Here is a 26,180-nt window from a genome sequence, read left to right as displayed (position 1 = left end):
ATGAATGCAGTTTGGAAATAATGGCGAATAGAATCCGGGAGACTGTAAGGAGATGAACGCCATATGTTTATTTGTCCAAATTGCAAAGGAAAAGACATTGGGAAAATAGGTGTCAACCAATTTTATTGCTGGAATTGTTATATCGAATTATCGGTTTCAAAGGGGAAAATCCATACGCATCAAGTAGAAGAAGATGGTTCGTTAAGTTCTCTTGATGATTTATTTGATGAGAATGAAAGAACGATCGGATAACGAAAAGGGGGATTTACTTTGAATCTACGCAATTCATTAATCGCATTAGGTGTTGGAGCGGCAGCATATCAATATGCTCGCAAACAAGATGTCTTTTCAAAACGCAATATGAAAAAAGCACGTAAGATGATTAAATCTTATTTATAAGCGTAAAAAACTCCCTTCATCAACAAGGGAGTTTTTTTATGCATTTGTATGCAAATATAAAAGTCCAATTTCAGAGAAGAGATAAGATAGGCCGTAACATCCAACGCCAAGCATTCCGTAATGAAATAAATGCTTCGCTCTTTCTTTTCGTGAGGAACGAATAAAGAAACCTTTCCAAATACCAAACCCGATACAAATCCATTCAAGAATCATAAAAAGTGCTGATAATACGAGCATAAATAAAACCATTATGAGCCCTCCTGATTAAATTGTTTCACGCTGCGTTCTCAGGGGTGGTTGTCCTTGTTATGTATATATATGTGCGTCTTTACAAAACAGTATGGTCTGCACAAAAAGATTTTAAAACTTTTGCACATAACCTACCCTATTTATTTTCACAATAAAGGTGGAGGAGGTTTTTCGTGTGAAGAATCTTAAAATCATTTGGATATACCGTTTAGGATTATTGTTACTTGTCTTTCTTTGTTTGCTCGTCTTTTTAAAAATTAAGCCGCTATGGGCACCGATTATTTTTGTATGTAAAGTGGCCATTACACCGTTTCTTATCGCGTGTTTTATTGCGTATTTATTGCATCCTTTAATTGAAAAAATTCATAAAGAAGGGATGCCGCGCACACTCGCTATTTTGCTCATTTACATCCTTTTCTTTGGCGGAATTGGTTATGGAATTTATAAAGGAACGCCGGTTGTGATTAAGCAATTACAAGAAATCAATGAACAATTCCCGCAGTTTACAAAAATGTATGATTCTTGGATGGATGGTGTTACAGAACAAACAGCGAACTTCCCGTCATTTATTCATGAAAAGGTGAAACAAATTTTTGTTGGAGTAGAGACGAAGATACAAGCACTTTTAAATAAAGTGATGAGCACAGCTCGCGGTGTACTGGATTCGTTACTCATTATTTTCTTAATTCCGTTCATTGTATTTTACATATTAAAAGATTACGGCGAGTTTTATCATATTTTTTGGAAACTAGTTCCGAGTAAGTGGCGTAGTACGGGGCAAATGCTGGCGAAAGAAATTGATAAATCACTTGGAAGTTATATTCGAGGACAGTTATTTGTTTGTTTAGTATTAGGGGGCGTATCTGCTCTTTCCTTTTGGTTTATCGGTATGAAATATCCATTGTTACTCGGTATTATTATTGGGGTGACGGATATAATACCGTACTTTGGCCCTATTTTAGGGGCGATTCCGACATTAATGATTGCGGCAACGGTATCAACAAGTTTACTCATTAAAGCGGGGATTGCGATTGCTATTTTGCAATTCGTAGAAAGTAACATTTTATCCCCTTATATCGTTGGTAAGTCCCTTCGCATGCATCCTGTCATTATTATGCTTGCACTACTAGTTGGGGGAGAAGTGGGAGGAATTGTAGGGTTATTAATATCAGTTCCTATTTTAGCGGTTATTCGTACAGTAATCGTTCATGTAAGGCCTCTTTGGAAAAAAGAAGATATGCAATAGGAAGGCCCTCTACTTATAAGAGTAGAGGGCTATCATTATTTAGAGAGTTGTTCGTTTATTTTTTGAACGAGAGAGCTTACATCATTTGTTTGAATATGTTTTATTTTTTTCCATTCATTATCATACATAAATACAATTTGATTGCTGAAAAGTCGCTGTTTTTCTTTTAAATTAGAAATTTTCGCGAAAGCGTACTCTTCAAATAATGGGTTCTTACTTACATCTGGTCCATAAAAGAAGAGGCGTTTGTTCGTTAAAATTAACAATCCCGGCCTTGCGACGGAACGATAAATAAATATGTCTAGTGAACAGGCTACGTAAAACAATATTGTTTCATCAGTCTTTAACATATTTTTAGCTTTGCTCAATAAGGTTGTCACTATAATCGCTCCTTTATTATTAATAATTTAATTATAACAAAAATGAAATATTCGGAAAAGTACGCGGGAGTAGTACAATTTAGTAATACATGCATAATATATGAAAAGGCTGTTAAGAATGAATAGTAGAATAGCTATGATTAATAAGTAATTGATATAATATAAATGATTATCTACATTGACAAACTTAAGAGAATTCTATTATATTTAGTCATATAATACATTAAATCAATGACGGAACAAGTACGTTACAGTCCATTTATAGAGAGAAGCTTCCATATGGCTGAAAGAAGCTTTAAATGAAGGGTAACAGAAAGCTAATCCTGAGAGCAGCTAATCACTGCCGTTTTGCCACGTTACGGCACCATGAGGTGATGAATTGATTCATATAGTAATCAATTCATAATTAGGGTGGTATCGCGAGTTAACTCTCGTCCCTTTTATAGGGGCGGGAGTTTTTTATATTTAAGGAGGAAAATACAATGAAACAACTAACAGGCGCACAAATTCGTCAAATGTTTTTAGACTTTTTCCAAGAAAAAGGACATGCAGTAGAACCTAGTGCATCACTAGTTCCACATGAGGATCCATCTCTTTTATGGATTAACAGTGGTGTAGCAACATTAAAAAAATATTTTGATGGACGTGTAATCCCGCAAAATCCACGTATTACAAATGCTCAAAAATCAATTCGTACAAACGATATTGAAAACGTAGGGAAAACAGCTCGTCACCATACATTCTTTGAAATGTTAGGGAACTTCTCAATCGGCGATTACTTCAAAGAAGAGGCAATTACTTGGGCTTGGGAATTCTTAACGAGCGACAAATGGATCGGATTCGATAAAGAATTATTATCCGTTACAATCCATCCAGAAGATGAAGAAGCATTCACAATTTGGAATGAGAAAATGGGTGTTCCAAAAGAGCGTATCATCCGCTTAGAAGAAAACTTCTGGGACATCGGTGAAGGACCAAGTGGACCGAATACAGAGATTTTCTATGACCGCGGAGAAGCTTACGGTAATGACTTTAGTGACCCAGAATTATATCCAGGAGGAGAAAACGAGCGTTACTTAGAAGTATGGAACCTTGTATTCTCTCAATTTAACCATAATCCAGATGGTTCATATACACCACTTCCTAAGAAAAACATCGATACAGGGATGGGTCTAGAGCGTATGACATCTATCGTTCAAGATGTACCTACAAACTTTGACACGGACTTATTCATGCCGATGATTGGTGCAACAGAAACAATCTCTGGCGAGAAATATCGTAATGGTGACTTAGAAAAAGATATGGCGTTTAAAGTAATCGCTGACCATATCCGTACAGTAACATTCGCTGTTGGTGACGGCGCTCTTCCATCTAACGAAGGCCGTGGTTATGTATTACGTCGTTTATTACGCCGTGCTGTTCGTTACTCTAAGAAATTAAACATTAACCGTCCGTTCATGTTTGAATTAGTACCGGTTGTTGGAGAAGTAATGAAAGACTTCTATCCAGAAGTACTTGAAAAGAAAGATTTCATTGCAAAAGTTGTGAAAAATGAAGAAGAGCGTTTCCACGAAACACTTCATGATGGTGAAGCAATTTTAGCTGAAGTTATTGCAAAAGCGAAAGAAGAAAAAACAACTGTTATTTCTGGAGTAGATGCGTTCCGTCTATATGACACATACGGTTTCCCAATTGAATTAACAGAAGAATATGCAGAAGAAGCTGGTATGACAGTTGATCATGAAGGCTTTGAAAATGAAATGGAAAAACAACGTGAGCGCGCACGTGCTGCTCGTCAAGACGTTGATTCTATGCAAGTTCAAGGCGGTGTCCTTGGAGAAGTGAAAGTAGCGAGCGAGTTCGTTGGTTACGGTACGGTTGCAACAGAAAGTAACGTTGTTGCACTTGTGAAAAACGGTGAATACGCAGACAGCTTGCAAGTAGGTGAAGAAGGACAATTAATGCTTGATGTAACACCATTCTATGCTGAGAGCGGCGGACAAATTGCAGACCGTGGTTACCTTCTTGCTGATGGTGTGAAAGTTCTTGTAAAAGACGTACAAAAAGCACCAAACGGCCAAAACTTGCACAAAGTTGTAGTTGAAGAAGGTACATTAACGAAAGATGCGGCTGTAAAAGCTATTATCGATACGAAAAACCGTAGTAGTGTTGTGAAGAACCATACAGCAACTCACTTACTACACCAAGCGTTAAAAGACGTACTTGGAACGCACGTTAACCAAGCGGGTTCTCTTGTAACTTCTGAGCGTTTACGCTTTGACTTCTCTCACTTTGGTCAAGTACAAGCTGACGAATTAGAAAAAATTGAGCGTATCGTAAACGAGAAAATTTGGGAAAGTATTGATGTTGAGATTTCTCAAAAAGCAATCGAAGAAGCGAAAGAAATGGGCGCAATGGCATTATTCGGTGAAAAATACGGTGATGTTGTACGCGTTGTACAAGTTGGCGACTATAGCTTAGAGCTTTGCGGTGGTTGTCACGTTGATAACACAGCTTCTATCGGTATTTTCAAAATCGTTGCTGAGTCTGGTATTGGTGCAGGAACTCGTCGTATTGAAGCAGTAACTGGTAAGTCTGCTTATGAATTAATGAACGATCAAGTAGGTTTATTAAAAGAAGCAGCTGGAAAAATGAAAACAAATCCAAAAGACATTTTAACAAGAGTAGATGGTTTATTTGCTGAAGTAAAACAACTTCAAAAAGAAAACGAATCTCTTGCAGCAAAATTAAGCAATATTGAAGCTGGAAACTTAACTGATTCAGTAATGACAGTTGATGGCGTGAACGTATTAGCGGCAAAAGTAAATGTTGCAGACATGAACAACTTACGTACGATGATGGATGACCTAAAAAATAAATTACAATCTGCAGTTGTCGTATTAGCGTCTGTAAATGATGATAAAGTAAACATCTTAGCTGGCGTAACGAAAGATTTAATTAGCCAAGGATACCATGCTGGTAAACTTGTGAAAGAAGTAGCTTCTCGTTGTGGCGGTGGCGGTGGTGGCCGTCCTGATATGGCACAAGCGGGCGGTAAAAACCCAGCGCAAGTTGAGGAAGCTTTAGCGTTTGTACAAGAGTACGTTAAATCTGTTTCAAAATAAAGAGATAGTAGTGTACAATGGTAGGGAGAGGAGAAGTTCTTCTCCCTATACTTACTATATAAGTGAGGTGCTTGAAATGGACGGTTTTGATAAAACAATGAAGTTTAGCATTCAAGATGAAAAACAGAGTGTCCATGTAAATGATGTACTTTTAACTGTGTATGATGCACTTCAAGAAAAAGGCTATAATCCGATTAACCAAATCGTCGGTTATTTATTAAGTGGAGACCCAGCATACATACCTCGCCATAAAGATGCGCGAAGCATCATTCGCAAGCTTGAACGTGATGAATTAATTGAAGAGCTTGTGAAGTCTTACTTGAAACATCATCGTGAGGAGTAATTTATGCGGATATTAGGTTTAGATGTAGGTACAAAAACAGTCGGAGTTGCAATTAGTGACGAAATGGGCTGGACAGCGCAAGGGCTTGAAACAATCAAGATTAACGAAGAACGAGGTCAATTTGGTTTTGACCGCATTTCTGAGTTAGTAAAACAGTATGATGTGGACAAGATAGTAGTAGGTTTACCTAAAAATATGAATGGTACAATTGGCCCACGTGGTGAAGCATGCCAACAATTTGCAGAAAACCTACGAGAGCTGTTACAATTAGACGTTGTAATGTGGGACGAGCGTTTGTCAACGATGGCAGCGGAACGTCTACTCATTTCGGCCGATGTAAGCCGTAAGAAGCGAAAGCAAGTAATTGATAAGATGGCTGCAGTCGTAATCTTACAAGGATTTTTAGATAGTAAATAAGAGGTGACCAAAATGGAAGAAAATCAAATTACAATTGTAGACGAAAAAGGTAACGAACATTTATGTGAAATTATTTTCACTTTTGATGCTGAAAAATTTGGCAAAAAATCATACGTAGTCTTCTCTCCAATCGGTGAAGTAGACGAAGATGGAGACCAAATTTATGATGCAATGGCTTATGAGCAAAATGAAGAAGAGGGCGGAACTTTACTTCCAATCGAATCTGAAGAAGAGTGGGAAATGGTACAAGAAATGTTCAACACTCTAGCTGATGAGCAAGAAGCTGAATAATAAGTACTGAAAAGGTGGACGGTATATCGTCCGCCTTTTTTATATGTAAAATGAAAGATTTTTTGTCGAAACTGCGTAATCCTTTGTAGTATAATGAGACGGATTGTAGAAAATAAAGTATCTGTCAAAAATGATAGGTAAATGTATTGTGATTTTTTATCGTGTTGTATAGAAAGATGTACATATGGCCTACAATTGAATAAGGAGGAAGAGTTTTGGTAGAGAATCAAGTGAAAAAGAAGCGTAGACGCATTTTTTTATTCTCGATAATTGCACTGCTTTTAGTTTGTGGTTCAGTCTATGCGTATATTTCATCCGCATTAGGACCGGTTGATAGCGGGAATAAAAAAGAGATTGAAGTAGAAATTCCAAAGGGATCATCTACTAGTAAAATTGGTGAGATTTTAGAAGGAAAAGGTGCTGTGAAAAACGGTACAGTTTTTAGTTTTTATACAAAGGCTAAATCTAAAAATTTACAAGCGGGTACATATTTATTAAATCCTTCAATGAGTGCAAAAGATGTTATTGAGCAAATGTCATCTGGTAATGTACATCGTCCAGCTCTTTATAAAGTGACGGTAAAAGAAGGGGCACAAGTAACTGAAATTGCAGAAACGGTTGCAAACGAATTAAAGTGGAATAAAGATGATGTTGTACGTCAATTAAACGATAAAGCATTTATTCAAAAAATGCAGCAAAAGTATCCCAAGCTGTTAACGGATAAAATCTTTGATAGCAATATTAAATATCCATTAGAAGGTTATTTATATCCTGCGACGTACTCTTTCTATAAAAAAGATACGACGTTAGAAGAAATTGTCATTCCAATGCTTGAGAAAACGAATGCAATCATTGTTCAAAACGAAGCAAAAATGAAAGCGAAAAACTGGGATGTTCATCAGCTTTTAACATTGTCTTCACTTATTGAAGAAGAGGCAACAGGCTTTACAGATCGTCAAAAGATCTCTAGTGTCTTTTATAATCGTTTAGCAAAAGGTATGCCGCTTCAAACGGATCCAACGGTATTATATGCACTTGGAAAGCATAAACAACGTGTATTATACGAAGATTTAAAGATAAACTCACCGTACAATACGTACGTTGTGAAAGGATTGCCGGTGGGCCCGATTGCAAACTCTGGTAAACATTCAGTGGAAGCAGCGCTAGAGCCTGCGCAAACAGATTATTATTATTTCTTAGCTGCACCAACTGGTGAAGTGTACTATGCGAAAACATTGGAAGAGCATAATGCACTAAAGCAAAAATATATTACGAAAAAACAGTGAAATGGGGAGGGATAGCGAAAAAGGTCGCACATCCCTCTTTTTTGTGGTAAAATATATCGGGTTAAAAACTGGCAGAAGAATCGTTTTTAATATCAAAACGGGACGTACAAGCTAAGGGTAAAGCTGGCTTGTATTTTTATTGCATTCTATGTGTGAAAAGACGTCATAGAGGCACTTCTCCATGTAAATAAGGAGGACCATTATGGAGGATGCAGTTAACGAGTACCTATTATCATTTATTGATCCGAAAGATAAATTAATTCTTGAAATGGAAGACTATGCGAAAGAAAATCATGTGCCAATTATGGATCGACTTGGAATGGAATTTATGTTGCAATTTTTACGTTTAATTGGACCGAAGAGCATTTTAGAGCTAGGTACAGCAATTGGCTATTCTAGTATTCGTATGATGCAAGCTATTCCAAATTCTCGCATTGTGACAGTTGAGCGCAATCGCGATCGATATGAAAAAGCACTTGAATATATAGAACGTTCACCAGTTAAAGAGCGTATTTCCGTTATTTACGGTGATGCGTTAGAAACAGGCGAGCAAGTAGAAGAACATGGAACATTTGACGTTATTTTTATTGACGCAGCAAAAGGACAATATCGTCGCTTTTTTGACTTATATGAACCGTTATTAAATCCTGGTGGCGTAATTATTTCAGATAATGTTATGTACCATGGCCTTGTAACGACGAAAGAGAAAATTGAAAACAGACGTACACGTGGTTTAATCCGTCGTATTAAGACGTACAATGAATGGCTTATGAACCATGAAGGATATGATACAACGATTTTCCCAATTGGTGATGGAGTAGCTGTTAGTAAAAAGAAAGGGTGACCAAGGTATGAAGAAACCAGAATTGTTAGTAACGCCAAAAGCAGTGGCGGATATCGAACCTCTTGCGAAAGCAGGAGCAGATGCGGTAATGATCGGTGAGCAAAAGTTTGGTTTACGTTTAGCAGGGGAATTTTCACGTGAAGATGTGAAACAAGCTGTGAAGATTGCACATGAAAATGGTGTAAAAGTATACGTAGCAATGAACGCTATGTTCCACAACGATAAAGTAGAAGAATTAACAGACTATGTTGCATTTTTAAACGAAGTACATGTAGATGCAATTGTTTTCGGAGATCCAGCAGTATTAATGGCGGTTCGCGAAGTAGCGCCAAATATGCAATTGCACTGGAATACAGAAACAACAGCAACAAACTGGTTTACTTGTAACTACTGGGGACAAAGAGGAGCAAAACGTGCTGTATTAGCTCGCGAGCTTAGCTTAGATGAAATTGTTGAATTAAAAGAAAATGCTGAAGTAGAACTTGAAGTGCAAATTCACGGTATGACTTGTATGTTCCAATCGAAGCGTTCGTTAGTAGGAAACTACTTTGAGTATCAAGGACGTCATCTTGATATCGAAAAGAAAAAATATGAAGAGAATATGTTCTTATATGACCCAGAGCGTAACAATAAATATCCAATTTATGAAGATGAAAATGGTACTCACATTATGAGTCCAAATGATATTTGTTTCATCGATGAGTTAGAAGAGCTAATTGATGCTGAAATTGATAGCTTAAAAGTTGATGGTGTACTAAAAAGCTCTGCATACATTATTGAGGTAACGAAGAAATATCGTAAAGCAATTGATTTATGTGTAGAAGATCGTGATGCGTATTACGACGTGAAAGACGACTTATATAAAGAGATAGAAGAAATGCAACCGGTGAATCGTCCGTTAGATACAGGATTCTTCTTTAAAGAGACGGTTTACTAAACGAGGAGGGTGTAGGAAATGACTGTACAAGAAATTTCACGAGTGATCGATGGCAAACGCGTTATTGTGAAGAAACCTGAACTGTTAATCCCTGCGGGTAACTTAGAAAAATTAAAAGTAGCTATCCATTACGGGGCAGATGCTGTATATTTAGGTGGACAAGAATTTGGTCTTCGTTCGAATGCAGGTAACTTTACACTGGAAGAAATGGCAGAAGGTGTGGAATTTGCAAAGAAATATGGAGCAAAAATATATGTAACAACAAATATCTTTGCACATAATGAAAATATGGACGGGCTAGAGGAATATTTAAAAGGGATTGAAAAAGCTGGCGTAACGGGAATTATCGTTGCTGATCCGCTTATCATTGAGACTTGTAAACGTGTAGCGCCTTCTGTTGAGGTGCATTTAAGCACACAGCAATCACTATCCAACTGGAAAGCAGCACAGTATTGGAAAGAAGAAGGTTTACATCGTCTTGTATTAGCTCGTGAAGCAAGCTATGAAGAAATGAAAGAGATTAAAGAAAAAGTGGATATTGAAATTGAAGCATTCGTCCATGGTGCAATGTGTATCGCATATTCAGGAAGATGTACGCTAAGTAACCATATGACAGCGCGTGACTCTAACCGTGGTGGTTGTTGTCAATCTTGTCGCTGGGACTATGATTTAGTTCAAACAGTATCACAACATAAAGATGCAAAAGAGCTTCCTCTATTCCAAGAAGAAGATGCTCACTTTGCAATGAGTCCAAAAGACTTAAATTTAATTTTATCAATTCCGAAAATGATTGAAATTGGAATTGATAGCTTAAAAGTTGAAGGACGTATGAAATCAATCCATTACGTAGCGACTGTAGCGACAGTATACCGCAAAGTAATTGATGCATATTGTGCGGATCCTGATAACTTTGAGTTTAAACAAGAATGGTTAGATGAGCTTGATAAATGTGCAAATCGTGATACAGCTCCTGCATTCTTTGAAGGGGTTCCAGGACATCAAGAGCAAATGTTTGGAAATCATAGTAAGAAAACAACGTATGATTTCGCTGGTTTAGTGTTAGATTATAATGAAGAAACGGGCATCGTAACGATTGAGCAACGTAATCATTTCAAACCAGGACATGAAGTGGAGTTCTTTGGGCCAGAAATAGAAAACTTTACGCAAACGGTGGAGAAAATTTGGGATGAGGATGGAAACGAATTAGATGCAGCGAGACATCCGTTGCAAATCGTGAAATTCAAAGTGGATCAACCAGTGTATGTGAATAATATGATGCGCAAAAGCATACTTCAATAAGAAAGAGTGATAGTCGAATGGGGACGAATAAGCCTGTTGTAATTGGAATTGCTGGTGGTTCAGGGTCAGGTAAGACAAGTGTAACGAAAGCGATTTTTGACCATTTTAAAGGTCATTCCATTTTAATCTTAGAGCAAGATTATTATTACAAAGATCAAAGCCATTTACCAATGGAAGAGCGTTTAAAAACAAATTATGATCATCCATTAGCGTTTGATAATGATTTGTTAATTGAACATTTGCAGCAGTTGCTTGCATATAAACAAGTAGAGAAACCTGTATATGACTATACATTGCATACGCGTTCAGATGAAATTATTCCAGTTGAGCCGAAAGATGTAATCATTTTAGAAGGAATTCTTATTTTAGAAGACCCACGTCTTTGTGAGTTAATGGACATTAAGTTATTCGTTGATACAGATGCTGACCTTCGTATTTTACGCCGCATGCAGCGTGATATTAAAGAACGTGGTCGTACGATGGATTCAGTTATTGATCAATATGTAAATGTTGTACGTCCAATGCACAATCAATTTATTGAGCCTTCTAAGAAATTTGCGGATATTATTATCCCTGAAGGTGGACAAAACCACGTTGCAATTGATATTATGGTTACAAAAATTGCAACAATTCTTGAACAAAAAGTAAATTTGTAATAGCATAGTAAAAGATATACGATAGGAAGGGATTTTTTCCCTTCCTATCGAATACAATGAAACATGCAACCTCATCTATATATAGGTGAGGGCATATTTATATCAACTTTCCATACATATCTTCTTTATATAAAGAAGAATTGGGAATACGGGGTTGTATGTGACAACTCCGCTAGTACAGGCGTGCTAGAAACCTCCGCTTTACATATAAGCGGGGGAGTTTTCATATGGAACTCCTCTTTTTTTCGGGGGATTGGTATATAAAAGGAGTGGAAAATATGGCAACAGAAAAAACATACCCTATGACGCAAGAGGGTAAGCAAAAGCTAGAGAACGAACTTGAGGATTTAAAAACGGTAAAACGTAAAGAAGTTGTAGAGCGCATTAAGATTGCACGTAGCTTCGGAGATCTTTCTGAGAACTCTGAGTATGATGCAGCGAAAGATGAGCAAGCGTTCGTAGAAGGACGTATTACACAATTAGAAAACATGATTCGTAACGCAGTTATCATCACAGATAACGGTGAAGAATCTACAGTTGTTACATTAGGTAAAACAGTAACATTTAAAGAACTACCAGATGGAGATGAAGAAGCTTACACAATCGTAGGTAGCGCAGAAGCAGATCCATTTGAAGGAAGAATTTCTAACGATTCTCCAATCGCAAAAAGCTTATTAGGTAAGCAAATTGGCGAAAAGGTAGCAATCCAAACTCCAGGTGGAGAAATGCAAGTAGAGATTATCTCTGTAAAATAATTAAAAATCACTCGTGTAAAAGCGAGTGATTTTTTTATCCCGCATTAACGGGCAGTAAGACCCCCCACCTCAAAAATCAGCGAAAGCAAAGAAGTTAGGTGGGGATCGGGCTGCTTAAAGTTTCACTTTATTTGTATAAAAAATGAAACACTCCGTCCAAACTATAGTAGACGAGGTGTTTTTTTTATGAAAATAAAACAGAGAATTACAATTGTTTTAATTTGTTTTATATGTGTCATGTTTATGTTACTTTGTCGTTTAATTCAAATACAAATTATAGATACGGAATCATTTACGGATCGTAAGATTAACTTAATTGAAAAAAGTGTTACACAACGGACGCAATCCATTACAGTAGATGATGGACGCGGCCATTTTATAGATCGTAATGGTAAGGAGATAGGTGAGAAAAAGTATCCTGTTTTAATTGTTTTTCCATTTCTACAATTAAAAAATGACATGTTGGAGAAAATTGCGCATATCATTGGTATGTCGAGACAAGAGATTGAAAGTCAAATGAAACATAAGAAAAGTGCATTTATCCTGCAAAGAGGAAATGAACCACTTCGCTTGGGACGAGAGCAGATGGAGAAGGTGAATCAATTAAATGTATTAGGCATTGTAGCAGCTGAAGTTCGTTTGCGGCAAACTAGCGTGATGAATCATTTAATTGGTGATGTGGGTGAGAATGAACGAGAATTTCAAAAACGATACGGAGAAGTTAGAAAAATTTCAAAACAAACACCGATTGGCATTTCAGGATTGCAGCAATCATTTGATGAATTTCTTTTGACCGATGGAGAGGCAAAAGTATTGTATCAAGTGGATCGGCAAGGAGAACCGATTTTTGGAAAACAAGCGAAATATACATCGCCTGGAAATCCGTTTTATCCAGTGACGATTCAAACTACTTTACATAACGAGTTACAGAAAAAAGCAGAAGAAGTAGTTGAAGCAAGTGAAATTAAGAAGGGAGGAGTAGTGCTACTTGATGTAAAGAAAAATGAAATTTTAGCAATGGTTAGCAAACCATCTGTACAGGTGAAAGATGAGAGTTTATATAAAACTACACTTGAAAATCAAATGTTAACACCACATTTTCCCGGTTCTGTTTTTAAAACAATAATTGCGGCGGCAGCGATTGATCAAAATGAAAATGTTTTTAATCGCGTATTTAATTGTAATAAAGATTTATATGGTGAAGATCACCCACAAGTTAAGATGGGGACACTTAGTTTTAAAGAGAGCTTTGCTAGAAGCTGTAACAGGACATTTTCAGAGTTAGGCAATGAGTTAATAGAAAAGGATAAGATGGTGTTAGAAACTTATGTAGCGGCTTTAGGAGGCGCTGAGAAGGTTGGATGGAGAGGTTCTGTATTTCATACAACGCATTTTGAGCAAATGCCAGAGGAGAAGAGTGTTACGATTTGGGGGAGTGAAGGAAATAAGAATAGTAAAAAAGCGGTAGCGCAAACAGCAATTGGACAGAAAGATGTACGTATGTCACCTCTAGCGATTGCAAATATGATGGCGACGATTGCTAGAGGGGGAGAAAAGATGGAAGTGAAAGCTGTTGAAAAAATAATGTATAAAAATGGAACGGATTTTTATACATTTGAAGACCATACATTAGGTGGAAAACAGCTTTCATATGGAACAGTGAAAACATTACAACAGTTATTAAGGAGCGTTGTAATAGCGGAGAAAGGCACAGGATCAGCATTCAAGTCGTTACCACTAAGTGTTGCTGGAAAATCTGGGACAGCACAAACAGGAAAAGGAACGAAAGAGAATCGATGGTTTGCAGGTTATTTTCCATATGAAAATCCAAGGTATGCTTTAGTTGTCGTGGATATAGAAACGAATAGCGATGTAAATAAAGTTACACCTATTTTCAAATCTATCGTAGAATCAATCTATCGATTAGAGAATGAAAAGTAATCTTGCAATTTATAGTAAAATGTTTTCATTTCATGAAAATATTATTGTAAATGTTCAACCTTTCTAGATTTAATGTTACAATAGCAAGTATGAAAAACTGCATGGAGGTTTGAAGAATGGCAGGAGGATCTAGATTCCAACAGAAACAACAAAAACGTCGTCAAAACGGTGTTTTAAATATTGCAATCGCTATTGTACTAGTAGCAGTAGCTATTGTAGCATATCAATTGTTTGTTCCTGACACGAAAGAGCAAGCGTCTTCTAGCGATAAAAAGGTAGCTCAGCAAACAACGAAAGAGAATAAGTCTGAGAAAGCTAAAGGCAAAGAAGAGACGAAGAAGAATGAACAAGAGAAAACAGAGGCTAAGAAGAAAGAAGAAGAAGAGAAGCTAAAGGCTGAAGAAGAACAGAAAAAAGCTGAAGAAGAAGCGAAAGCTAACGAGAAAGTACCAGCTGAAAAAACACAGCCAAAGGCAACTGACGCTTATACGAAACCTTCTTGGAAGCCAGTAGGCACAGAGCAAGGTGCAACACCTGCGATGACGTTTAAAAAAGGTACAGCAGATTGGAATGAGATGAATCAAGCGATTTCAGCTGCAATTGACGTTCCAGTAGAGCAATTAATTATTCATCGAATCGGAAATAACGGTAAGAATAAAGCTTACGGTAACGTACAAGATAAACAAACAGGTAAAAGATATTATGTAAATATTGATTGGGTAGACAATGAAGGCTGGAAACCAGTACTTGTTCAAACTCTAAACTAAAAAAGAGAAGCTCCTAAGGAGCTTCTCTTTTTTAGTTAGCGTAATTTCTTTAATTTAAAATGAACAACCGCGCTATAATATGGTCTTTTACTTTCAGGATCCATAACCATTTGATGCGAGATGTGATGAACTTCAAGCATAAGTGCTTTATTATTATCGATTTGTTCACTGATTTTTCGTTCTAAAGAAGCTAAGTCTCCCGCTTCAAAAAATTCTACTTTATCTTCTAACATTTCAAAGGTAAATGACATGAAGACGGCCCCTCTCCTATGTAATCAACTATAGTGTAACAAAGAAAAGAAGGAAATACCATGTACATTTCAATTGACATTTTTAGAAAGAGGGAATATCATACTGATAAAACCGATAAGAAAAAGGGGAATTTTTATGGGTACAGAATTTAATGGTTTATTTGATGAGTGGGCTCATACGTACGACTCATTTGTACAAGGCGAAGATATACAATATAAAGAAGTTTTCGCCCATTATGAGGACATTCTAGAGGATGTAGTTAACAAGTCATTTGGTAACATATTAGAATTTGGTGTCGGTACAGGTAATTTAACAAATAAATTATTACTTGCTGGCCGCACAGTTTACGGTATAGAACCGTCACGTGAAATGCGCATGATTGCAAAAGAGAAATTGCCAAAAGAGTTTTCCATTACAGAAGGTGATTTTCTTTCGTTTGAAGTCCCGAATTCCATTGATACCATAGTAAGCACCTATGCATTTCATCATTTAACAGATGATGAAAAAAATGTAGCGATTGCGAAGTATAGTCAATTGCTAAACAAAGGTGGTAAAATAGTGTTTGCTGATACGATATTTGCAGATCAAGATGCATATGATAAAACTGTTGAAGCAGCAAAACAAAGAGGTTTTCATGAGTTAGCAAATGATTTGCAAACAGAATACTATACACGTATTCCAATTATGCAGACTATTTTTGAAAACAATGGCTTCCATGTAACGTTTACGAGATTAAATCATTTCGTTTGGGTAATGGAGGCAACTAAGCAATAGAAAGAGGGATTAGATTGAGAATTGCTGTAATTGGAGCAATGGAAGAAGAAGTACGTATTTTACGTGATAAATTAGAACAAGCAGAAACAGAAACGGTTGCGGGTTGTGAATTTACGAAAGGACAATTAGCAGGACATGAAGTAATCTTGTTAAAGTCTGGTATTGGTAAAGTAAATGCAGCGATGTCAACGACAATTTTATTAGAAAGATATAAGCCTGAAAAAGTCATTAATACTGGTTCAGCTGGTGGATTCCATCATTCTCTAAATGTTGGGGATGTCGTTATTTCAACAGAAGTTCGTCACCATGATGTAGATGTAACAGCATTTAACTATGAGTATGGGCAAGTACCAGGAATGCCGCCTGGATTTAAAGCTGATGAAGCATTAGTTGCATTAGCTGAAAAATGTATGCAGGCAGAAGAAAATATTCAAGTTGTAAAAGGTATGATTGCAACAGGTGATTCATTTATGAGTGATCCGAACCGAGTTGCAGCAATTCGTGATAAATTTGAAAACCTTTATGCAGTAGAAATGGAAGCAGCAGCTGTTGCACAAGTATGCCACCAATATGAAGTTCCGTTTGTTATCATTCGTGCACTTTCTGATATTGCTGGTAAAGAATCAAATGTTTCATTTGATCAATTTTTAGATCAAGCAGCTCTTCATTCTACAAACTTTATCGTAAAAGTACTAGAAGAGTTAAAGTAATGTAACAAAAAGGCAACTGTCTCATATAAAGAAAATACATACAGTTGCCTTTTCTTTATTGGCAAATAAGGGGGAGAACACGATGAATGTATATCGTGGAGTTCATGAGTTAATTGGTCATACACCAATTGTGGAAATTACTCGTTTTTCACTTCCAGAAGGGGTCCGTTTATTTGCAAAGCTGGAATTTTATAACCCAGGCGGAAGCGTTAAGGACCGATTAGGAAGAGAATTAATCGAAGATGCGCTAGAAAAAGGGCTTGTTACAGAGGGCGGAACAATTATTGAACCGACAGCTGGAAATACTGGTATTGGACTGGCACTCGCAGCGTTACAACATGATTTACACGTTATCGTTTGTGTACCAGAGAAATTTAGCATTGAAAAACAAGAATTAATGAAAGCACTAGGCGCAACGGTTGTGCATACGCCGACTGAGCAAGGAATGACCGGTGCAATTGCAAAAGCAAAAGAGTTAGTAAATGAAATACCGAATTCATACTCTCCAAGTCAGTTCGCAAATGAGGCGAATCCTCGTGCATATTTTAAAACATTAGGACCTGAACTGTGGGACGCATTGAATGGAGAGATTAACATATTTGTTGCTGGAGCAGGAACTGGCGGTACGTTTATGGGGACTGCATCTTACTTGAAAGAAAAAAATATAGATATTAAAACAGTTATCGTAGAGCCAGAAGGATCTATTTTAAATGGTGGTAAGGCTGGTTCACATGAGACCGAAGGAATTGGACTGGAATTTATCCCGCCATTTTTGAAGACATCTTATTTTGATGAAATTCATACGATTTCTGATCGAAATGCATTTTTACGAGTGAAAGAATTAGCGCAAAAAGAAGGACTTCTTGTTGGGAGCTCTTCAGGAGCAGCATTTCATGCAAGTTTACTTGAAGCAGAGAAAGCGGCGCCAGGTACAAATATTGTAACGATTTTTCCTGATAGTAGTGAGCGCTATTTAAGTAAAGACATATACAAAGGATGGGAATAAAAAATGAGAGCAAAGACAAAGTTAATTCATGGTATTCGCATAGGAGAACCTTCAACTGGATCTGTAAATGTACCGATTTATCAAACGAGTACGTACAAACAAGAAGCAGTTGGTAAGCATCAAGGATATGAATATTCACGTACAGGCAACCCAACACGTGCAGCTTTAGAAGAAATGATTGCGGTATTAGAAAACGGCCATGCTGGTTTCGCATTTGGTTCAGGAATGGCGGCTATTACAGCTACGATTATGTTGTTCTCAAAAGGTGACCACGTTATTTTAACAGATGATGTGTATGGCGGAACGTACCGCGTGATTACGAAAGTATTAAACCGTTTCGGTATTGAGCATACATTTGTAGATACAACAAACTTAGAGGAAGTTGAAGAAGCGATTCGTCCAAATACGAAAGCGATTTATGTAGAAACACCAACGAATCCGTTACTAAAAATTACTGATATTAAAAAAATATCTACTCTTGCTAAAGAGAAAGATTTATTAACAATTATTGATAACACATTCATGACGCCATATTGGCAGTCGCCGATTTCTTTAGGAGCAGACATTGTACTTCATAGTGCAACGAAATATTTAGGAGGTCATAGTGACGTAGTTGCAGGTCTAGTAGTTGTAAATAGCCCGCAATTAGCAGAAGACCTTCACTTTGTACAAAACTCAACAGGCGGCATTCTTGGCCCGCAAGATAGTTTCTTACTACTTCGTGGTTTAAAAACATTAGGAATTCGAATGGAAGAGCATGAAACGAATTCACGTGCAATTGCTGAGTTTTTAAATAACCACCCAAAAGTAAATAAAGTATATTACCCAGGCCTTGAGTCACATCAAAACCATGAACTGGCAACAGAACAAGCAAATGGATTTGGTGCTATTATCTCATTTGATGTAGATAGCGAAGAAACATTAAATAAAGTGCTTGAGAAATTACAATACTTTACGCTGGCTGAAAGTTTAGGAGCAGTAGAAAGTTTAATTTCTATCCCCTCTCAAATGACGCATGCATCAATCCCAGCAGATCGTCGCAAAGAATTAGGAATTACAGATACATTAATTCGAATTTCTGTCGGTATTGAAGACGGAGAAGATTTAATTGAAGATTTAGCACAAGCGTTAGCGTAGTAAAGATGCACTGCTAGTATAGGCAGTGCATTTTTACTACATTATTTTGTGAAATATTTCACAAAATAGACATACACAAATAAAATGATTTCATGTATATTGAATTCATGAAGTGTTACTCACGAACAAACTTGTGAAATATTTCACAAACAATGAAGTTCATGTAGGAAAGCAATTCTATTTTTTTACGCTAATCGGGACTAATTATGACCTATAGGGCCTTATTTAGTCCAAGATAGCAGAATAGGAGGAATTTACATGGTAGTCAAAGAGAAAATTGTAAATGAAATGCAGGAAGTAAAAGAGATGATTGATACGTTAGTGAATAACGGTCGAAAGGCTTTACAAGCATTAGAAAGTTTTACACAAGAGCAAATTGACAACATTGTTCATGAAATGGCATTAGCAGGTGTTGATCAACATATGCCACTTGCGAAGTTGGCTGTTGAAGAAACAGGTCGTGGTGTATACGAAGATAAATGTATTAAAAATATTTTTGCTACTGAATATATTTGGCATAGCATAAAGAAAGATAAAACAGTAGGGATTATTCACGAAGATCCTCATGAAGAAATAATAGAAATTGCGGAGCCCGTCGGTGTAGTAGCTGGGGTAACACCAGTAACGAATCCAACATCGACAACAATGTTTAAAGCATTAATCGCGATAAAAACGAGAAATCCAATTATTTTCGCATTTCATCCTTCCGCACAAAACTGTTCTATTGCAGCTGCGAAAACAGTATACGATGCAGCGGTGAAGGCGGGGGCACCAAAATATTGTATTCAGTGGATTGAAAAGCCTTCTGTCGAAGCAACGAAACAATTAATGAACCATGAAGGTGTTGCGCTTGTTTTGGCAACTGGAGGGGCTGGTATGGTGAAATCAGCTTATTCTACTGGAAAACCAGCGCTAGGTGTAGGTCCTGGTAATGTACCATGTTATATAGAGAAATCAGCGCATATAAAACGAGCGGTTAATGATTTGATTTTATCTAAAACATTTGATAATGGTATGATTTGTGCATCAGAACAAGCAATTATTGTAGACAAGGAAATTTATGATGATGTGAAAACAGAAATGATTGCAAATGATTGTTATTTTGTAACCGAGGAAGAGAGAAGTAAATTAGAAAAGCTTGTTATTAATGAAAATACATGTGCAGTAAATAGTGATATTGTAGGGAAATCCGCACAGTATATTGCCAAATTAGTTGGAATTACTGTACCTAAAAATACAAAAATGCTTGTAGCTGAAATACAAGGCATCGGAGCCGCATATCCACTATCTCGTGAGAAGTTAAGTCCAGTATTAGCTTGTGTAAAAGCAAATTCATTAGAAGAAGGATTTACATATTGTGAAGAAATGTTAAACCTCGGTGGTTTAGGACATTCAGCAGTTATCCATTCTGTAAATAAAGAAGTGCAAAAGCAATTTGGATTACGTATGAAAGCTTGCCGCCTTATTGTAAATGCCCCTTCATCACAAGGTGGAATCGGTGACATATATAATGGATTTATTCCATCACTTACGCTTGGCTGCGGTTCCTACGGGAAAAACTCGATTTCTCAAAACGTAACAGCGACGCATTTATTAAATATAAAAAGGTTGGCAAATAGAAAAAAGAATATGCAATGGTTCAAATTACCACCAAAAATTTATTTTGAAAAACATGCGACAGCATATTTAGCAAATATGCCTAACATTTCACGTGCATTTATTGTAACGGATCCAGGAATGGTTGAGCACGGATATGTAGATACGGTCACGCATTATTTACGTAAACATGTAAATGATGTGAAAGTTGAAGTTTTCTTTGAGGTTGAGCCGGATCCATCAGATGAAACTGTGTTTAAAGGTGCAGAAATGATGAGAAGTTTTCAGCCAGATGTAATTATCGCACTTGGTGGTGGTTCAGCGATGGATGCCGCGAAAGGGATGTGGCTTTTCTATGAGCATCCAGAAACAACATTCTATGGAATTAAACAGAAGTTTTTAGATATAAGAAAACGAACATGTAAATATCCGGAATTAGGAAGTAAGGCGCAGTTTGTTGCCATTCCAACAACATCTGGAACAGGATCAGAAGTGACACCATTTGCGGTTATTACAGATAAGAAAAATAATATAAAGTATCCACTCGCGGATTATGAATTAACGCCAGATGTAGCAATTGTTGATCCACAATTTGTAATGACAGTACCACCACATGTAACAGCAGACACCGGCATGGACGTATTAACGCATGCAATCGAGGCGTATGTGTCTGTTTTAGCGAATGACTATACAGATGGATTAGCATTAAAGGCCATTGATCTCGTATTTAAATATTTACCAAGAGCATTTAAAGATGGAAATGATGAAGAAGCACGAGAAAAAATGCACAATGCTTCTGCAATCGCAGGAATGGCATTTGCAAATGCTTTTCTAGGTATTAATCACAGCTTAGCACATAAAATTGGACCAGAATTTCATATTCCACATGGGCGTGCGAATGCAATTCTTATGCCGCACGTAGTTCGCTATAATGCTATTAAGCCAAGAAAACACGCATTGTTCCCAAAATATGAGCACTTTGTAGCCGATGAACGCTATGCACATATTGCGAGAATGCTCGGGCTTCCAGCAAGTTCGACTGCAGAAGGTGTGGAATCACTTGTCAAAGCAATTATTGAGCTCGGAAAAAGTTTAAATATAAATATGAGTATTGCAGGACAAGGAGTTGCTAAAGACCAATTTGAAGAGGTTGTTGGATTATTAGCAGAAAGAGCTTTTGAAGATCAATGTACAACAGCTAATCCAAAATTACCTCTCATTTCAGAGCTGAAAGAAATTTATATGAAAGCATATAAAGGTGAGTAATGGTTATGAAAGAGTCGCAATAAAGCGGCTCTTTTTCTTTTGGAAAACATCTCCCAGAATGGCTGTATTTACTTGTCTTTCAGTTTAATAGAATATGATACAGTGAAATGGAGGAGTGAGAATATAATGAAGGAATTACAAGAAAAGATAGAAGATTATACTCGGTTCGGACAAATTCTTCTCGCTGTCAGTACATTGTTAATGGTTGGCTTATTGATTCCGACTGGAGCAAAAGAAACGATACAATTTTTTGTTATGATGGGGAGCATCGTTATATTTTTAAGTTTATCTTTCTTTTTCTTTCAGCGTGTGAAAGTGATGCGAGACAAGTTAGAGGGAAACGAATGCGAATAATATTGATAAATAGTGCGTTACAAAAAGAAGGAATCTTTTTTGTAACGCTTTTTGTTTTTTTTCTAGAAAATGTATGCGTTTTATATTGACAATGATAATCCTTATCAATTAAAGTAGAATAGTAGTTAATGATTATCATTATCAATTAGAGGTGGAGAATGAAAAAATCTATTACGCTATTTACAGCGATTTTATCTGTTTTTTTCTTATTAATAGGTTGCAGTGCAAAAGGAGACGAAAAAGCAGCGGCAACAAAAACAGAAAAAGGAAAAGAGAAAATAGAAGTTACCGACCTGTCAGGAAGAAAGGTAACATTCGATAAAGTGCCAGAGAGTTTTGCAACATTAAGTATGGGAGACATGAATATTATTCATGCTTTAGGCGGAAAAATAGTGGGTCGTCCGGATGCAAAAATAACTCTTCCAGAGGATATAAAGAAAGTACAAGTAATCGGGAATGCACATCAGCCGAATTTTGAGCAAATTGCTAGCTTAAAGCCCGATGTACTTATTGCTAATAATGGGTTCCAAAAGAATGTTCCAACGGTTGAAGGGCAAGGAACGAAAGTAATGATTTCTTCTGCGAATTCTGTACAAGATATTCAAAAGAATATTGAACTATACGGAACGATAATGAAGAAAGAAGATAAAGCGAAAGAACTTAACCAAAAAATTACGAATCAAATGAAGACATATGAGAAAAAGAGTGATGTGAAAGCATTGCTAGTGTATGGAGCACCTGGTACTTATTTAGCAGCATTACCAACCTCTTTATCAGGTGATATTTTAGAAAAAACAGGTGGGAAAAATATTGCAGCTGATTTTCCAGAAATGAAGGAATATCCGCAATATGCACAGCTAAGTGTAGAACGCATTATTGAAGCGAATCCGGATGTAATTTATTTAATTACACATGGAGATCCAAATAGCGTTAAAAAAGCATTTGAAGGCGAAATGATGAAAAATGAAGCGTGGAAAAATTTAGATGCAGTAAAACAAAATCGCGTAGTTATTTTGCCACCAGACTTATTTGGATCAAATCCTGGAACAAAAGTTACAGAAGCGATGGACTTTATGTATAAAAGTATACAAGATGTAAGGAAATGATAAGTATGGAAAGTAGTGAAGTAGTAAGGGAAAAGGAACATCCTTTTGCGAAAAAAAGATGGATCATAGCAGTTACTTTAGTTGTATTAACGGTTTTATGTCTTTTTTACGGTCTTTTCGCAGGAAGCCTATCCTTTTCTTTACGAGATATTGTAACAGGGATACAAGATGAAGGTTCGACAGTTCATCGAATTGTATGGGACCTTCGTATACCGAGAGTGCTCGTTGGATTTATAGTAGGAACATGTTTAGCTGCATCTGGTGCACTGCTGCAAGGGGTGATGAGAAATCCTCTTGCAGACCCTGGTATTATCGGGGTGTCATCTGGAGCAGGCCTTGTCGCAATTGTAATTATGATTTTATTCCCTCAGCATATGGCGTTTTTACCACTCGGTGCGTTTTTAGGAGCTTTCATAACGGCGATGATCATTTATGCTTTATCATGGCAAAAAGGGGCACCACCTTCAAGAATTGTCTTAGTAGGTGTGTCAATTAATGCATTAATAGGTGCAGCGACGTCAGCATTAATGTTATTACATAGTGACAAAGTACAATCCGTGTTACCGTGGTTAGCGGGTGGTATTGGCGGTGTAAGTTGGGCACATTTAAACATGATTATTTATTATGCAATATTCGCTATTATATTGGCCTTCTTCGGTATCAAACATATTCGAGTATTAATGCTTGGAGATGAAATGGCGAAATTATTAGGTCATAACGTGGAGAGAAGCCGTTTTTATTTAATAGTAGTAAGCACATTATTAGCTGGAATAGCAGTTAGTGTTTCTGGTCTTATTGGATTTGTTGGCCTTGTTGTACCACATATGTTACGTTTATTAGTTGGAAATGACTATAAATATTTACTGCCATTATCATGCCTTGGTGGAGGGATATTACTTGTTTTCGCGGATGCGATAGCTCGAAGTTGGTTTGATCCAATTGAATTGCCTGTCGGTATTTTATTATCCTTCTTAGGCGGTCCGTTCTTCTTATATTTAATTCATAGAGGGGGGAAACAGCGTGATTTCCGTTAATAAAGTGTTTTACGCACATTCTGAAAGATTTCAAATGCAAAATATGAATGTACATATTAAAGCTGGAGAGGTCGTTAGTTTAATTGGACCGAATGGATCTGGGAAATCTACTTTGCTTCGTTTAATAGCAAGACTACTTAAACAAAGCGAAGGGGATATCGTTTTAGATGGAAAAAGTATTCATACGATGAAAAGTGCCGATGTAGCGAAGCAATTAGCGATGTTACCACAAATGCATGATCATCAATTAGATTTAACAGTGAAAGAATTAATTGAATTTGGAAGAGGCCCTCATAAATCATGGAGAGATCGCTTAAATAAAGAAGATGAAGAAATTGTTGATTGGGCATTGTCTGTTACAAATCTTGAAGGGTATGAATATCGTCTTTTACAATCTTTATCAGGAGGGGAAAGACAACGTGCTTGGATTGCAATGACGCTAGCACAACGTACGAACGTCTTATTATTAGATGAGCCAACAACTTTTTTAGATATCGTTCATCAGTTGGAAGTAATGGAACTTGTGAAACGATTAAACGAGGAATTTGGCATGACAATTATAATGGTTTTACATGATATTAACCAAGCGGCTCAATATAGTGATCGTTTACTCGTATTAAAGCGAGGGAAGCTTCAGTATGACGGTATACCAGAAGAAGTGTTATGTCATGAAATGTTTCAACATGTATTTGGCATAGATGTAGATATTTTTCAAGGAAGCGACAAGCCATTTTTTACACCGAAGCGAATTTCTAAAAAAGGAGGAGCAAGATGCGAACAGAAGAACGTATTACCACTGAGTTAGTAAGGGAATTTGTTATGGCAGCTCACGGAGATTTAGAAAAAGTACAAGAACTGTTGGCTGAATCGCCAAGTTTACTTCATGCCTCTTACAATTGGGGCGGATCAGATTGGGAAAGTGCGTTAGGAGCAGCGGCACATGTAGGGCGTAAAGATATTGCTCTTTATTTATTAGAAAAGGGTGCTCGAATGGATATTTTCGCGGCCGCTATGCTTGGAGAATTAGAAGTTGTACAAGCTATTTTAGTAGCACAACCAGAAGCATTACGTGCATCTGGTCCTCATGGTATTTCTCTTCTTCAACATGCACGAATGGGTGGAGAAAAAGCACAGCGTGTATTTGACTACTTAATGGTGCTTTCTTAATGATCGCTAAAGTTCTTATGTGCGGTAAACTTTTCACTTTCATATAATTGGAAAGTTTACCGCCCGTTAGAACGGGATAAGTATCTAGTATATTTGAAAAGCCTACACCCCCCTCAATTGTAGTTTTCTTTATGCTAGTTATGATATGGATGCAGTAGACAATATTTGTCTACTGCCTTTTTTTAATTGTTTAGAGATTGAATATTCTGTATTTTACCTTTAGTTCCTTTATAATAGATAGTAACATTAAGTATATATCCAAAACATGATCGTGTAGGTAAGTACAAATTCGTGGGAAGGAGTGCAGAAATGTTTCATACAGATCGTTTACAAATTCGTAAATATACAATGGATGATTTACAGTTCTACGCTTCATTATGGGGAAATGAGAAGGTAATGCGCTATATTGGAAATGGGACGTTAAAAACATATATGCAGTGTAAAAAAAGTTTGGAAGAGTGGGTGATTCCTAGCTATAAAAACGGTCTCGGTTTATTTGTATTGATTGAAAAGGAAACGGGAATACGAATTGGTCATGCAGGATTAGTAAAGCAGCAAATAGATGGAAAAGAGGAAATTGAAATTGGTTATTGGTTATTACCTCGGTATTGGGGAAAAGGGTATGCGAAAGAAGCAGCGGCAGCATTTCGAGATTATGGCTTCCAAGCGTTACGAATGAATAAATTAATTTCTCTTATTAATCCGGATCACCCCGCCTCAATCTTTGTTGCTAGAAAAACGGGTCTTAGTTATGAGAAAACAACTTCATTTCATGGGATGGATGTTCTCGTTTATTCCATTAGGCGCATTGGATGAAAAAAGGTTAATTGCATCTTTTGAAGA

29 protein-coding genes and 1 other annotated feature are annotated in these 26,180 nt (G+C 36.9%); of the genes, 26 read left to right on the top strand and 3 right to left on the bottom strand.

Annotated elements, in window-relative coordinates:
- Positions 1 to 63 precede the first annotated feature (63 nt).
- Both ACTFRN_RS04645 and ACTFRN_RS04640 read left to right on the top strand, forming a co-directional pair.
- On the top strand, positions 64 to 252 hold the full coding sequence (locus ACTFRN_RS04645) for a hypothetical protein (RefSeq protein ID WP_000469281.1): 189 nt from the start codon (positions 64 to 66) through the stop codon (positions 250 to 252).
- Between the two features lie 18 nt (positions 253 to 270).
- Positions 271 to 399, top strand: a complete 129-nt coding sequence (locus ACTFRN_RS04640; protein ID WP_001053553.1) for a YrzQ family protein — start codon at positions 271 to 273, stop codon at positions 397 to 399.
- A 36-nt stretch (positions 400 to 435) separates the two neighbouring features.
- On the opposite strand, the gene ACTFRN_RS04635 is transcribed toward ACTFRN_RS04640, so the two are convergent.
- Positions 436 to 648: a hypothetical protein gene (locus ACTFRN_RS04635; RefSeq protein WP_000242550.1), complete on the bottom strand. Its 213-nt coding sequence runs from the start codon at positions 646 to 648 to the stop codon at positions 436 to 438.
- 175 nt (positions 649 to 823) lie between these two features.
- Between ACTFRN_RS04635 and ACTFRN_RS04630 the strand changes: the two genes are divergently transcribed.
- Positions 824 to 1,894 (top strand): AI-2E family transporter, encoded by a 1,071-nt coding sequence (locus ACTFRN_RS04630; RefSeq protein WP_000793116.1) that lies wholly within the window; start codon positions 824 to 826, stop codon positions 1,892 to 1,894.
- A 35-nt stretch (positions 1,895 to 1,929) separates the two neighbouring features.
- Here ACTFRN_RS04630 and ACTFRN_RS04625 read toward each other — a convergent pair whose 3' ends face one another.
- The gene (locus ACTFRN_RS04625; protein ID WP_000209593.1) at positions 1,930 to 2,274 is read right to left on the bottom strand and encodes a PH domain-containing protein; all 345 of its coding nucleotides are present in this window, start codon (positions 2,272 to 2,274) and stop codon (positions 1,930 to 1,932) included.
- A 222-nt stretch (positions 2,275 to 2,496) separates the two neighbouring features.
- Positions 2,497 to 2,716 (top strand) — a binding site (T-box leader).
- A 40-nt stretch (positions 2,717 to 2,756) separates the two neighbouring features.
- Between ACTFRN_RS04625 and alaS the strand changes: the two genes are divergently transcribed.
- The 12 genes from alaS (at position 2,757) to ACTFRN_RS04565 (ending at position 14,935) form a co-directional block, all read left to right on the top strand.
- Positions 2,757 to 5,399, top strand: a complete 2,643-nt coding sequence (gene alaS, locus ACTFRN_RS04620) for an alanine--tRNA ligase (protein WP_000811833.1) — start codon at positions 2,757 to 2,759, stop codon at positions 5,397 to 5,399.
- 76 nt (positions 5,400 to 5,475) lie between these two features.
- Complete coding sequence (locus ACTFRN_RS04615; RefSeq protein WP_000348590.1) at positions 5,476 to 5,742, top strand: IreB family regulatory phosphoprotein; 267 nt, start codon at positions 5,476 to 5,478, stop codon at positions 5,740 to 5,742.
- Positions 5,743 to 5,745: 3 nt separating this feature from the next.
- A complete protein-coding gene (gene ruvX, locus ACTFRN_RS04610) occupies positions 5,746 to 6,159 on the top strand; it encodes a Holliday junction resolvase RuvX (RefSeq protein ID WP_001221197.1) in 414 nt (137 codons plus the stop codon).
- Positions 6,160 to 6,171: 12 nt separating this feature from the next.
- The gene (locus ACTFRN_RS04605; RefSeq protein WP_000392247.1) at positions 6,172 to 6,450 is read left to right on the top strand and encodes a DUF1292 domain-containing protein; all 279 of its coding nucleotides are present in this window, start codon (positions 6,172 to 6,174) and stop codon (positions 6,448 to 6,450) included.
- Between the two features lie 215 nt (positions 6,451 to 6,665).
- Complete coding sequence (mltG, locus tag ACTFRN_RS04600) at positions 6,666 to 7,736, top strand: endolytic transglycosylase MltG (RefSeq protein ID WP_000230089.1); 1,071 nt, start codon at positions 6,666 to 6,668, stop codon at positions 7,734 to 7,736.
- A 202-nt stretch (positions 7,737 to 7,938) separates the two neighbouring features.
- Positions 7,939 to 8,580 carry an O-methyltransferase gene (locus ACTFRN_RS04595; protein WP_000389089.1) on the top strand — a complete coding sequence of 214 codons (642 nt, stop codon included), beginning with the start codon at positions 7,939 to 7,941 and terminating at the stop codon, positions 8,578 to 8,580.
- A 7-nt stretch (positions 8,581 to 8,587) separates the two neighbouring features.
- On the top strand, positions 8,588 to 9,517 hold the full coding sequence (locus ACTFRN_RS04590) for a peptidase U32 family protein (RefSeq protein ID WP_000742781.1): 930 nt from the start codon (positions 8,588 to 8,590) through the stop codon (positions 9,515 to 9,517).
- Positions 9,518 to 9,535: 18 nt separating this feature from the next.
- On the top strand, positions 9,536 to 10,816 hold the full coding sequence (locus ACTFRN_RS04585; RefSeq protein ID WP_000217969.1) for a peptidase U32 family protein: 1,281 nt from the start codon (positions 9,536 to 9,538) through the stop codon (positions 10,814 to 10,816).
- Between the two features lie 17 nt (positions 10,817 to 10,833).
- Complete coding sequence (gene udk, locus ACTFRN_RS04580) at positions 10,834 to 11,472, top strand: uridine kinase (protein WP_000537087.1); 639 nt, start codon at positions 10,834 to 10,836, stop codon at positions 11,470 to 11,472.
- Positions 11,473 to 11,750: 278 nt separating this feature from the next.
- Positions 11,751 to 12,227: a transcription elongation factor GreA gene (gene greA, locus ACTFRN_RS04575; RefSeq protein ID WP_000179963.1), complete on the top strand. Its 477-nt coding sequence runs from the start codon at positions 11,751 to 11,753 to the stop codon at positions 12,225 to 12,227.
- 186 nt (positions 12,228 to 12,413) lie between these two features.
- Complete coding sequence (locus tag ACTFRN_RS04570; RefSeq protein ID WP_000695080.1) at positions 12,414 to 14,168, top strand: peptidoglycan D,D-transpeptidase FtsI family protein; 1,755 nt, start codon at positions 12,414 to 12,416, stop codon at positions 14,166 to 14,168.
- A gap of 116 nt (positions 14,169 to 14,284) precedes the next feature.
- A complete protein-coding gene (locus tag ACTFRN_RS04565) occupies positions 14,285 to 14,935 on the top strand; it encodes a YrrS family protein (RefSeq protein ID WP_000897107.1) in 651 nt (216 codons plus the stop codon).
- Between the two features lie 35 nt (positions 14,936 to 14,970).
- Here ACTFRN_RS04565 and ACTFRN_RS04560 read toward each other — a convergent pair whose 3' ends face one another.
- Positions 14,971 to 15,186 carry a YrzA family protein gene (locus tag ACTFRN_RS04560; protein WP_000010984.1) on the bottom strand — a complete coding sequence of 72 codons (216 nt, stop codon included), beginning with the start codon at positions 15,184 to 15,186 and terminating at the stop codon, positions 14,971 to 14,973.
- A gap of 136 nt (positions 15,187 to 15,322) precedes the next feature.
- On the opposite strand from ACTFRN_RS04560, the gene ACTFRN_RS04555 reads away from it, so the two are divergent.
- The 11 genes from ACTFRN_RS04555 (at position 15,323) to ACTFRN_RS04505 (ending at position 26,153) form a co-directional block, all read left to right on the top strand.
- Complete coding sequence (locus ACTFRN_RS04555; RefSeq protein WP_000536312.1) at positions 15,323 to 15,961, top strand: class I SAM-dependent methyltransferase; 639 nt, start codon at positions 15,323 to 15,325, stop codon at positions 15,959 to 15,961.
- A gap of 14 nt (positions 15,962 to 15,975) precedes the next feature.
- The gene (gene mtnN, locus ACTFRN_RS04550; RefSeq protein ID WP_001217039.1) at positions 15,976 to 16,671 is read left to right on the top strand and encodes a 5'-methylthioadenosine/S-adenosylhomocysteine nucleosidase; all 696 of its coding nucleotides are present in this window, start codon (positions 15,976 to 15,978) and stop codon (positions 16,669 to 16,671) included.
- A gap of 82 nt (positions 16,672 to 16,753) precedes the next feature.
- Positions 16,754 to 17,677 carry an O-acetylserine dependent cystathionine beta-synthase gene (locus ACTFRN_RS04545; RefSeq protein WP_001103854.1) on the top strand — a complete coding sequence of 308 codons (924 nt, stop codon included), beginning with the start codon at positions 16,754 to 16,756 and terminating at the stop codon, positions 17,675 to 17,677.
- 3 nt (positions 17,678 to 17,680) lie between these two features.
- A complete protein-coding gene (locus ACTFRN_RS04540; RefSeq protein ID WP_001201908.1) occupies positions 17,681 to 18,814 on the top strand; it encodes a bifunctional cystathionine gamma-lyase/homocysteine desulfhydrase in 1,134 nt (377 codons plus the stop codon).
- 258 nt (positions 18,815 to 19,072) lie between these two features.
- The gene (gene adhE, locus ACTFRN_RS04535) at positions 19,073 to 21,676 is read left to right on the top strand and encodes a bifunctional acetaldehyde-CoA/alcohol dehydrogenase (RefSeq protein ID WP_000260443.1); all 2,604 of its coding nucleotides are present in this window, start codon (positions 19,073 to 19,075) and stop codon (positions 21,674 to 21,676) included.
- 126 nt (positions 21,677 to 21,802) lie between these two features.
- Complete coding sequence (locus ACTFRN_RS04530; protein ID WP_000661450.1) at positions 21,803 to 22,030, top strand: YrhC family protein; 228 nt, start codon at positions 21,803 to 21,805, stop codon at positions 22,028 to 22,030.
- Positions 22,031 to 22,188: 158 nt separating this feature from the next.
- Positions 22,189 to 23,136, top strand: coding sequence for a helical backbone metal receptor (locus ACTFRN_RS04525; protein ID WP_000748489.1), 948 nt, complete (start codon positions 22,189 to 22,191; stop codon positions 23,134 to 23,136).
- Between the two features lie 5 nt (positions 23,137 to 23,141).
- Complete coding sequence (locus tag ACTFRN_RS04520) at positions 23,142 to 24,170, top strand: FecCD family ABC transporter permease (RefSeq protein ID WP_000445965.1); 1,029 nt, start codon at positions 23,142 to 23,144, stop codon at positions 24,168 to 24,170.
- Entirely contained in the window at positions 24,157 to 24,975 is an 819-nt protein-coding gene (locus ACTFRN_RS04515) for an ABC transporter ATP-binding protein (RefSeq protein ID WP_000626536.1), read from the top strand. The genes ACTFRN_RS04520 and ACTFRN_RS04515 overlap by 14 nt, the downstream gene beginning before the upstream one ends.
- On the top strand, positions 24,942 to 25,337 hold the full coding sequence (locus ACTFRN_RS04510; RefSeq protein ID WP_001258459.1) for an ankyrin repeat domain-containing protein: 396 nt from the start codon (positions 24,942 to 24,944) through the stop codon (positions 25,335 to 25,337). Before ACTFRN_RS04515 ends, ACTFRN_RS04510 begins: the two co-directional genes overlap by 34 nt.
- A gap of 309 nt (positions 25,338 to 25,646) precedes the next feature.
- Positions 25,647 to 26,153: a GNAT family N-acetyltransferase gene (locus tag ACTFRN_RS04505; RefSeq protein ID WP_000469130.1), complete on the top strand. Its 507-nt coding sequence runs from the start codon at positions 25,647 to 25,649 to the stop codon at positions 26,151 to 26,153.
- Positions 26,154 to 26,180: the final 27 nt, after the last annotated feature.

The organism is Bacillus cereus group sp. MYBK245-2, from assembly GCF_051916145.1.
Lineage (GTDB): Bacteria > Bacillota > Bacilli > Bacillales > Bacillaceae_G > Bacillus_A > Bacillus_A pacificus.
This window is presented reverse-complemented; position numbering and strand designations above follow the sequence as displayed.

Coding starts and splice junctions, on each gene's coding strand:
- ACTFRN_RS04645 (WP_000469281.1), top strand. CDS start 64: ATGTTTATTTGTCCAAATTGCAAAGGAAAAGACATTGGGAAAATAGGT.
- ACTFRN_RS04635 (WP_000242550.1), bottom strand. CDS start 648: ATGGTTTTATTTATGCTCGTATTATCAGCACTTTTTATGATTCTTGAA.
- alaS (WP_000811833.1), top strand. CDS start 2,757: ATGAAACAACTAACAGGCGCACAAATTCGTCAAATGTTTTTAGACTTT.
- ACTFRN_RS04615 (WP_000348590.1), top strand. CDS start 5,476: ATGGACGGTTTTGATAAAACAATGAAGTTTAGCATTCAAGATGAAAAA.
- ruvX (WP_001221197.1), top strand. CDS start 5,746: ATGCGGATATTAGGTTTAGATGTAGGTACAAAAACAGTCGGAGTTGCA.
- ACTFRN_RS04605 (WP_000392247.1), top strand. CDS start 6,172: ATGGAAGAAAATCAAATTACAATTGTAGACGAAAAAGGTAACGAACAT.
- ACTFRN_RS04595 (WP_000389089.1), top strand. CDS start 7,939: ATGGAGGATGCAGTTAACGAGTACCTATTATCATTTATTGATCCGAAA.
- ACTFRN_RS04590 (WP_000742781.1), top strand. CDS start 8,588: ATGAAGAAACCAGAATTGTTAGTAACGCCAAAAGCAGTGGCGGATATC.
- ACTFRN_RS04585 (WP_000217969.1), top strand. CDS start 9,536: ATGACTGTACAAGAAATTTCACGAGTGATCGATGGCAAACGCGTTATT.
- udk (WP_000537087.1), top strand. CDS start 10,834: ATGGGGACGAATAAGCCTGTTGTAATTGGAATTGCTGGTGGTTCAGGG.
- greA (WP_000179963.1), top strand. CDS start 11,751: ATGGCAACAGAAAAAACATACCCTATGACGCAAGAGGGTAAGCAAAAG.
- ACTFRN_RS04570 (WP_000695080.1), top strand. CDS start 12,414: ATGAAAATAAAACAGAGAATTACAATTGTTTTAATTTGTTTTATATGT.
- ACTFRN_RS04565 (WP_000897107.1), top strand. CDS start 14,285: ATGGCAGGAGGATCTAGATTCCAACAGAAACAACAAAAACGTCGTCAA.
- ACTFRN_RS04560 (WP_000010984.1), bottom strand. CDS start 15,186: ATGTCATTTACCTTTGAAATGTTAGAAGATAAAGTAGAATTTTTTGAA.
- ACTFRN_RS04555 (WP_000536312.1), top strand. CDS start 15,323: ATGGGTACAGAATTTAATGGTTTATTTGATGAGTGGGCTCATACGTAC.
- ACTFRN_RS04545 (WP_001103854.1), top strand. CDS start 16,754: ATGAATGTATATCGTGGAGTTCATGAGTTAATTGGTCATACACCAATT.
- ACTFRN_RS04540 (WP_001201908.1), top strand. CDS start 17,681: ATGAGAGCAAAGACAAAGTTAATTCATGGTATTCGCATAGGAGAACCT.
- adhE (WP_000260443.1), top strand. CDS start 19,073: ATGGTAGTCAAAGAGAAAATTGTAAATGAAATGCAGGAAGTAAAAGAG.
- ACTFRN_RS04530 (WP_000661450.1), top strand. CDS start 21,803: ATGAAGGAATTACAAGAAAAGATAGAAGATTATACTCGGTTCGGACAA.
- ACTFRN_RS04525 (WP_000748489.1), top strand. CDS start 22,189: ATGAAAAAATCTATTACGCTATTTACAGCGATTTTATCTGTTTTTTTC.
- ACTFRN_RS04520 (WP_000445965.1), top strand. CDS start 23,142: ATGGAAAGTAGTGAAGTAGTAAGGGAAAAGGAACATCCTTTTGCGAAA.
- ACTFRN_RS04510 (WP_001258459.1), top strand. CDS start 24,942: ATGCGAACAGAAGAACGTATTACCACTGAGTTAGTAAGGGAATTTGTT.
- ACTFRN_RS04505 (WP_000469130.1), top strand. CDS start 25,647: ATGTTTCATACAGATCGTTTACAAATTCGTAAATATACAATGGATGAT.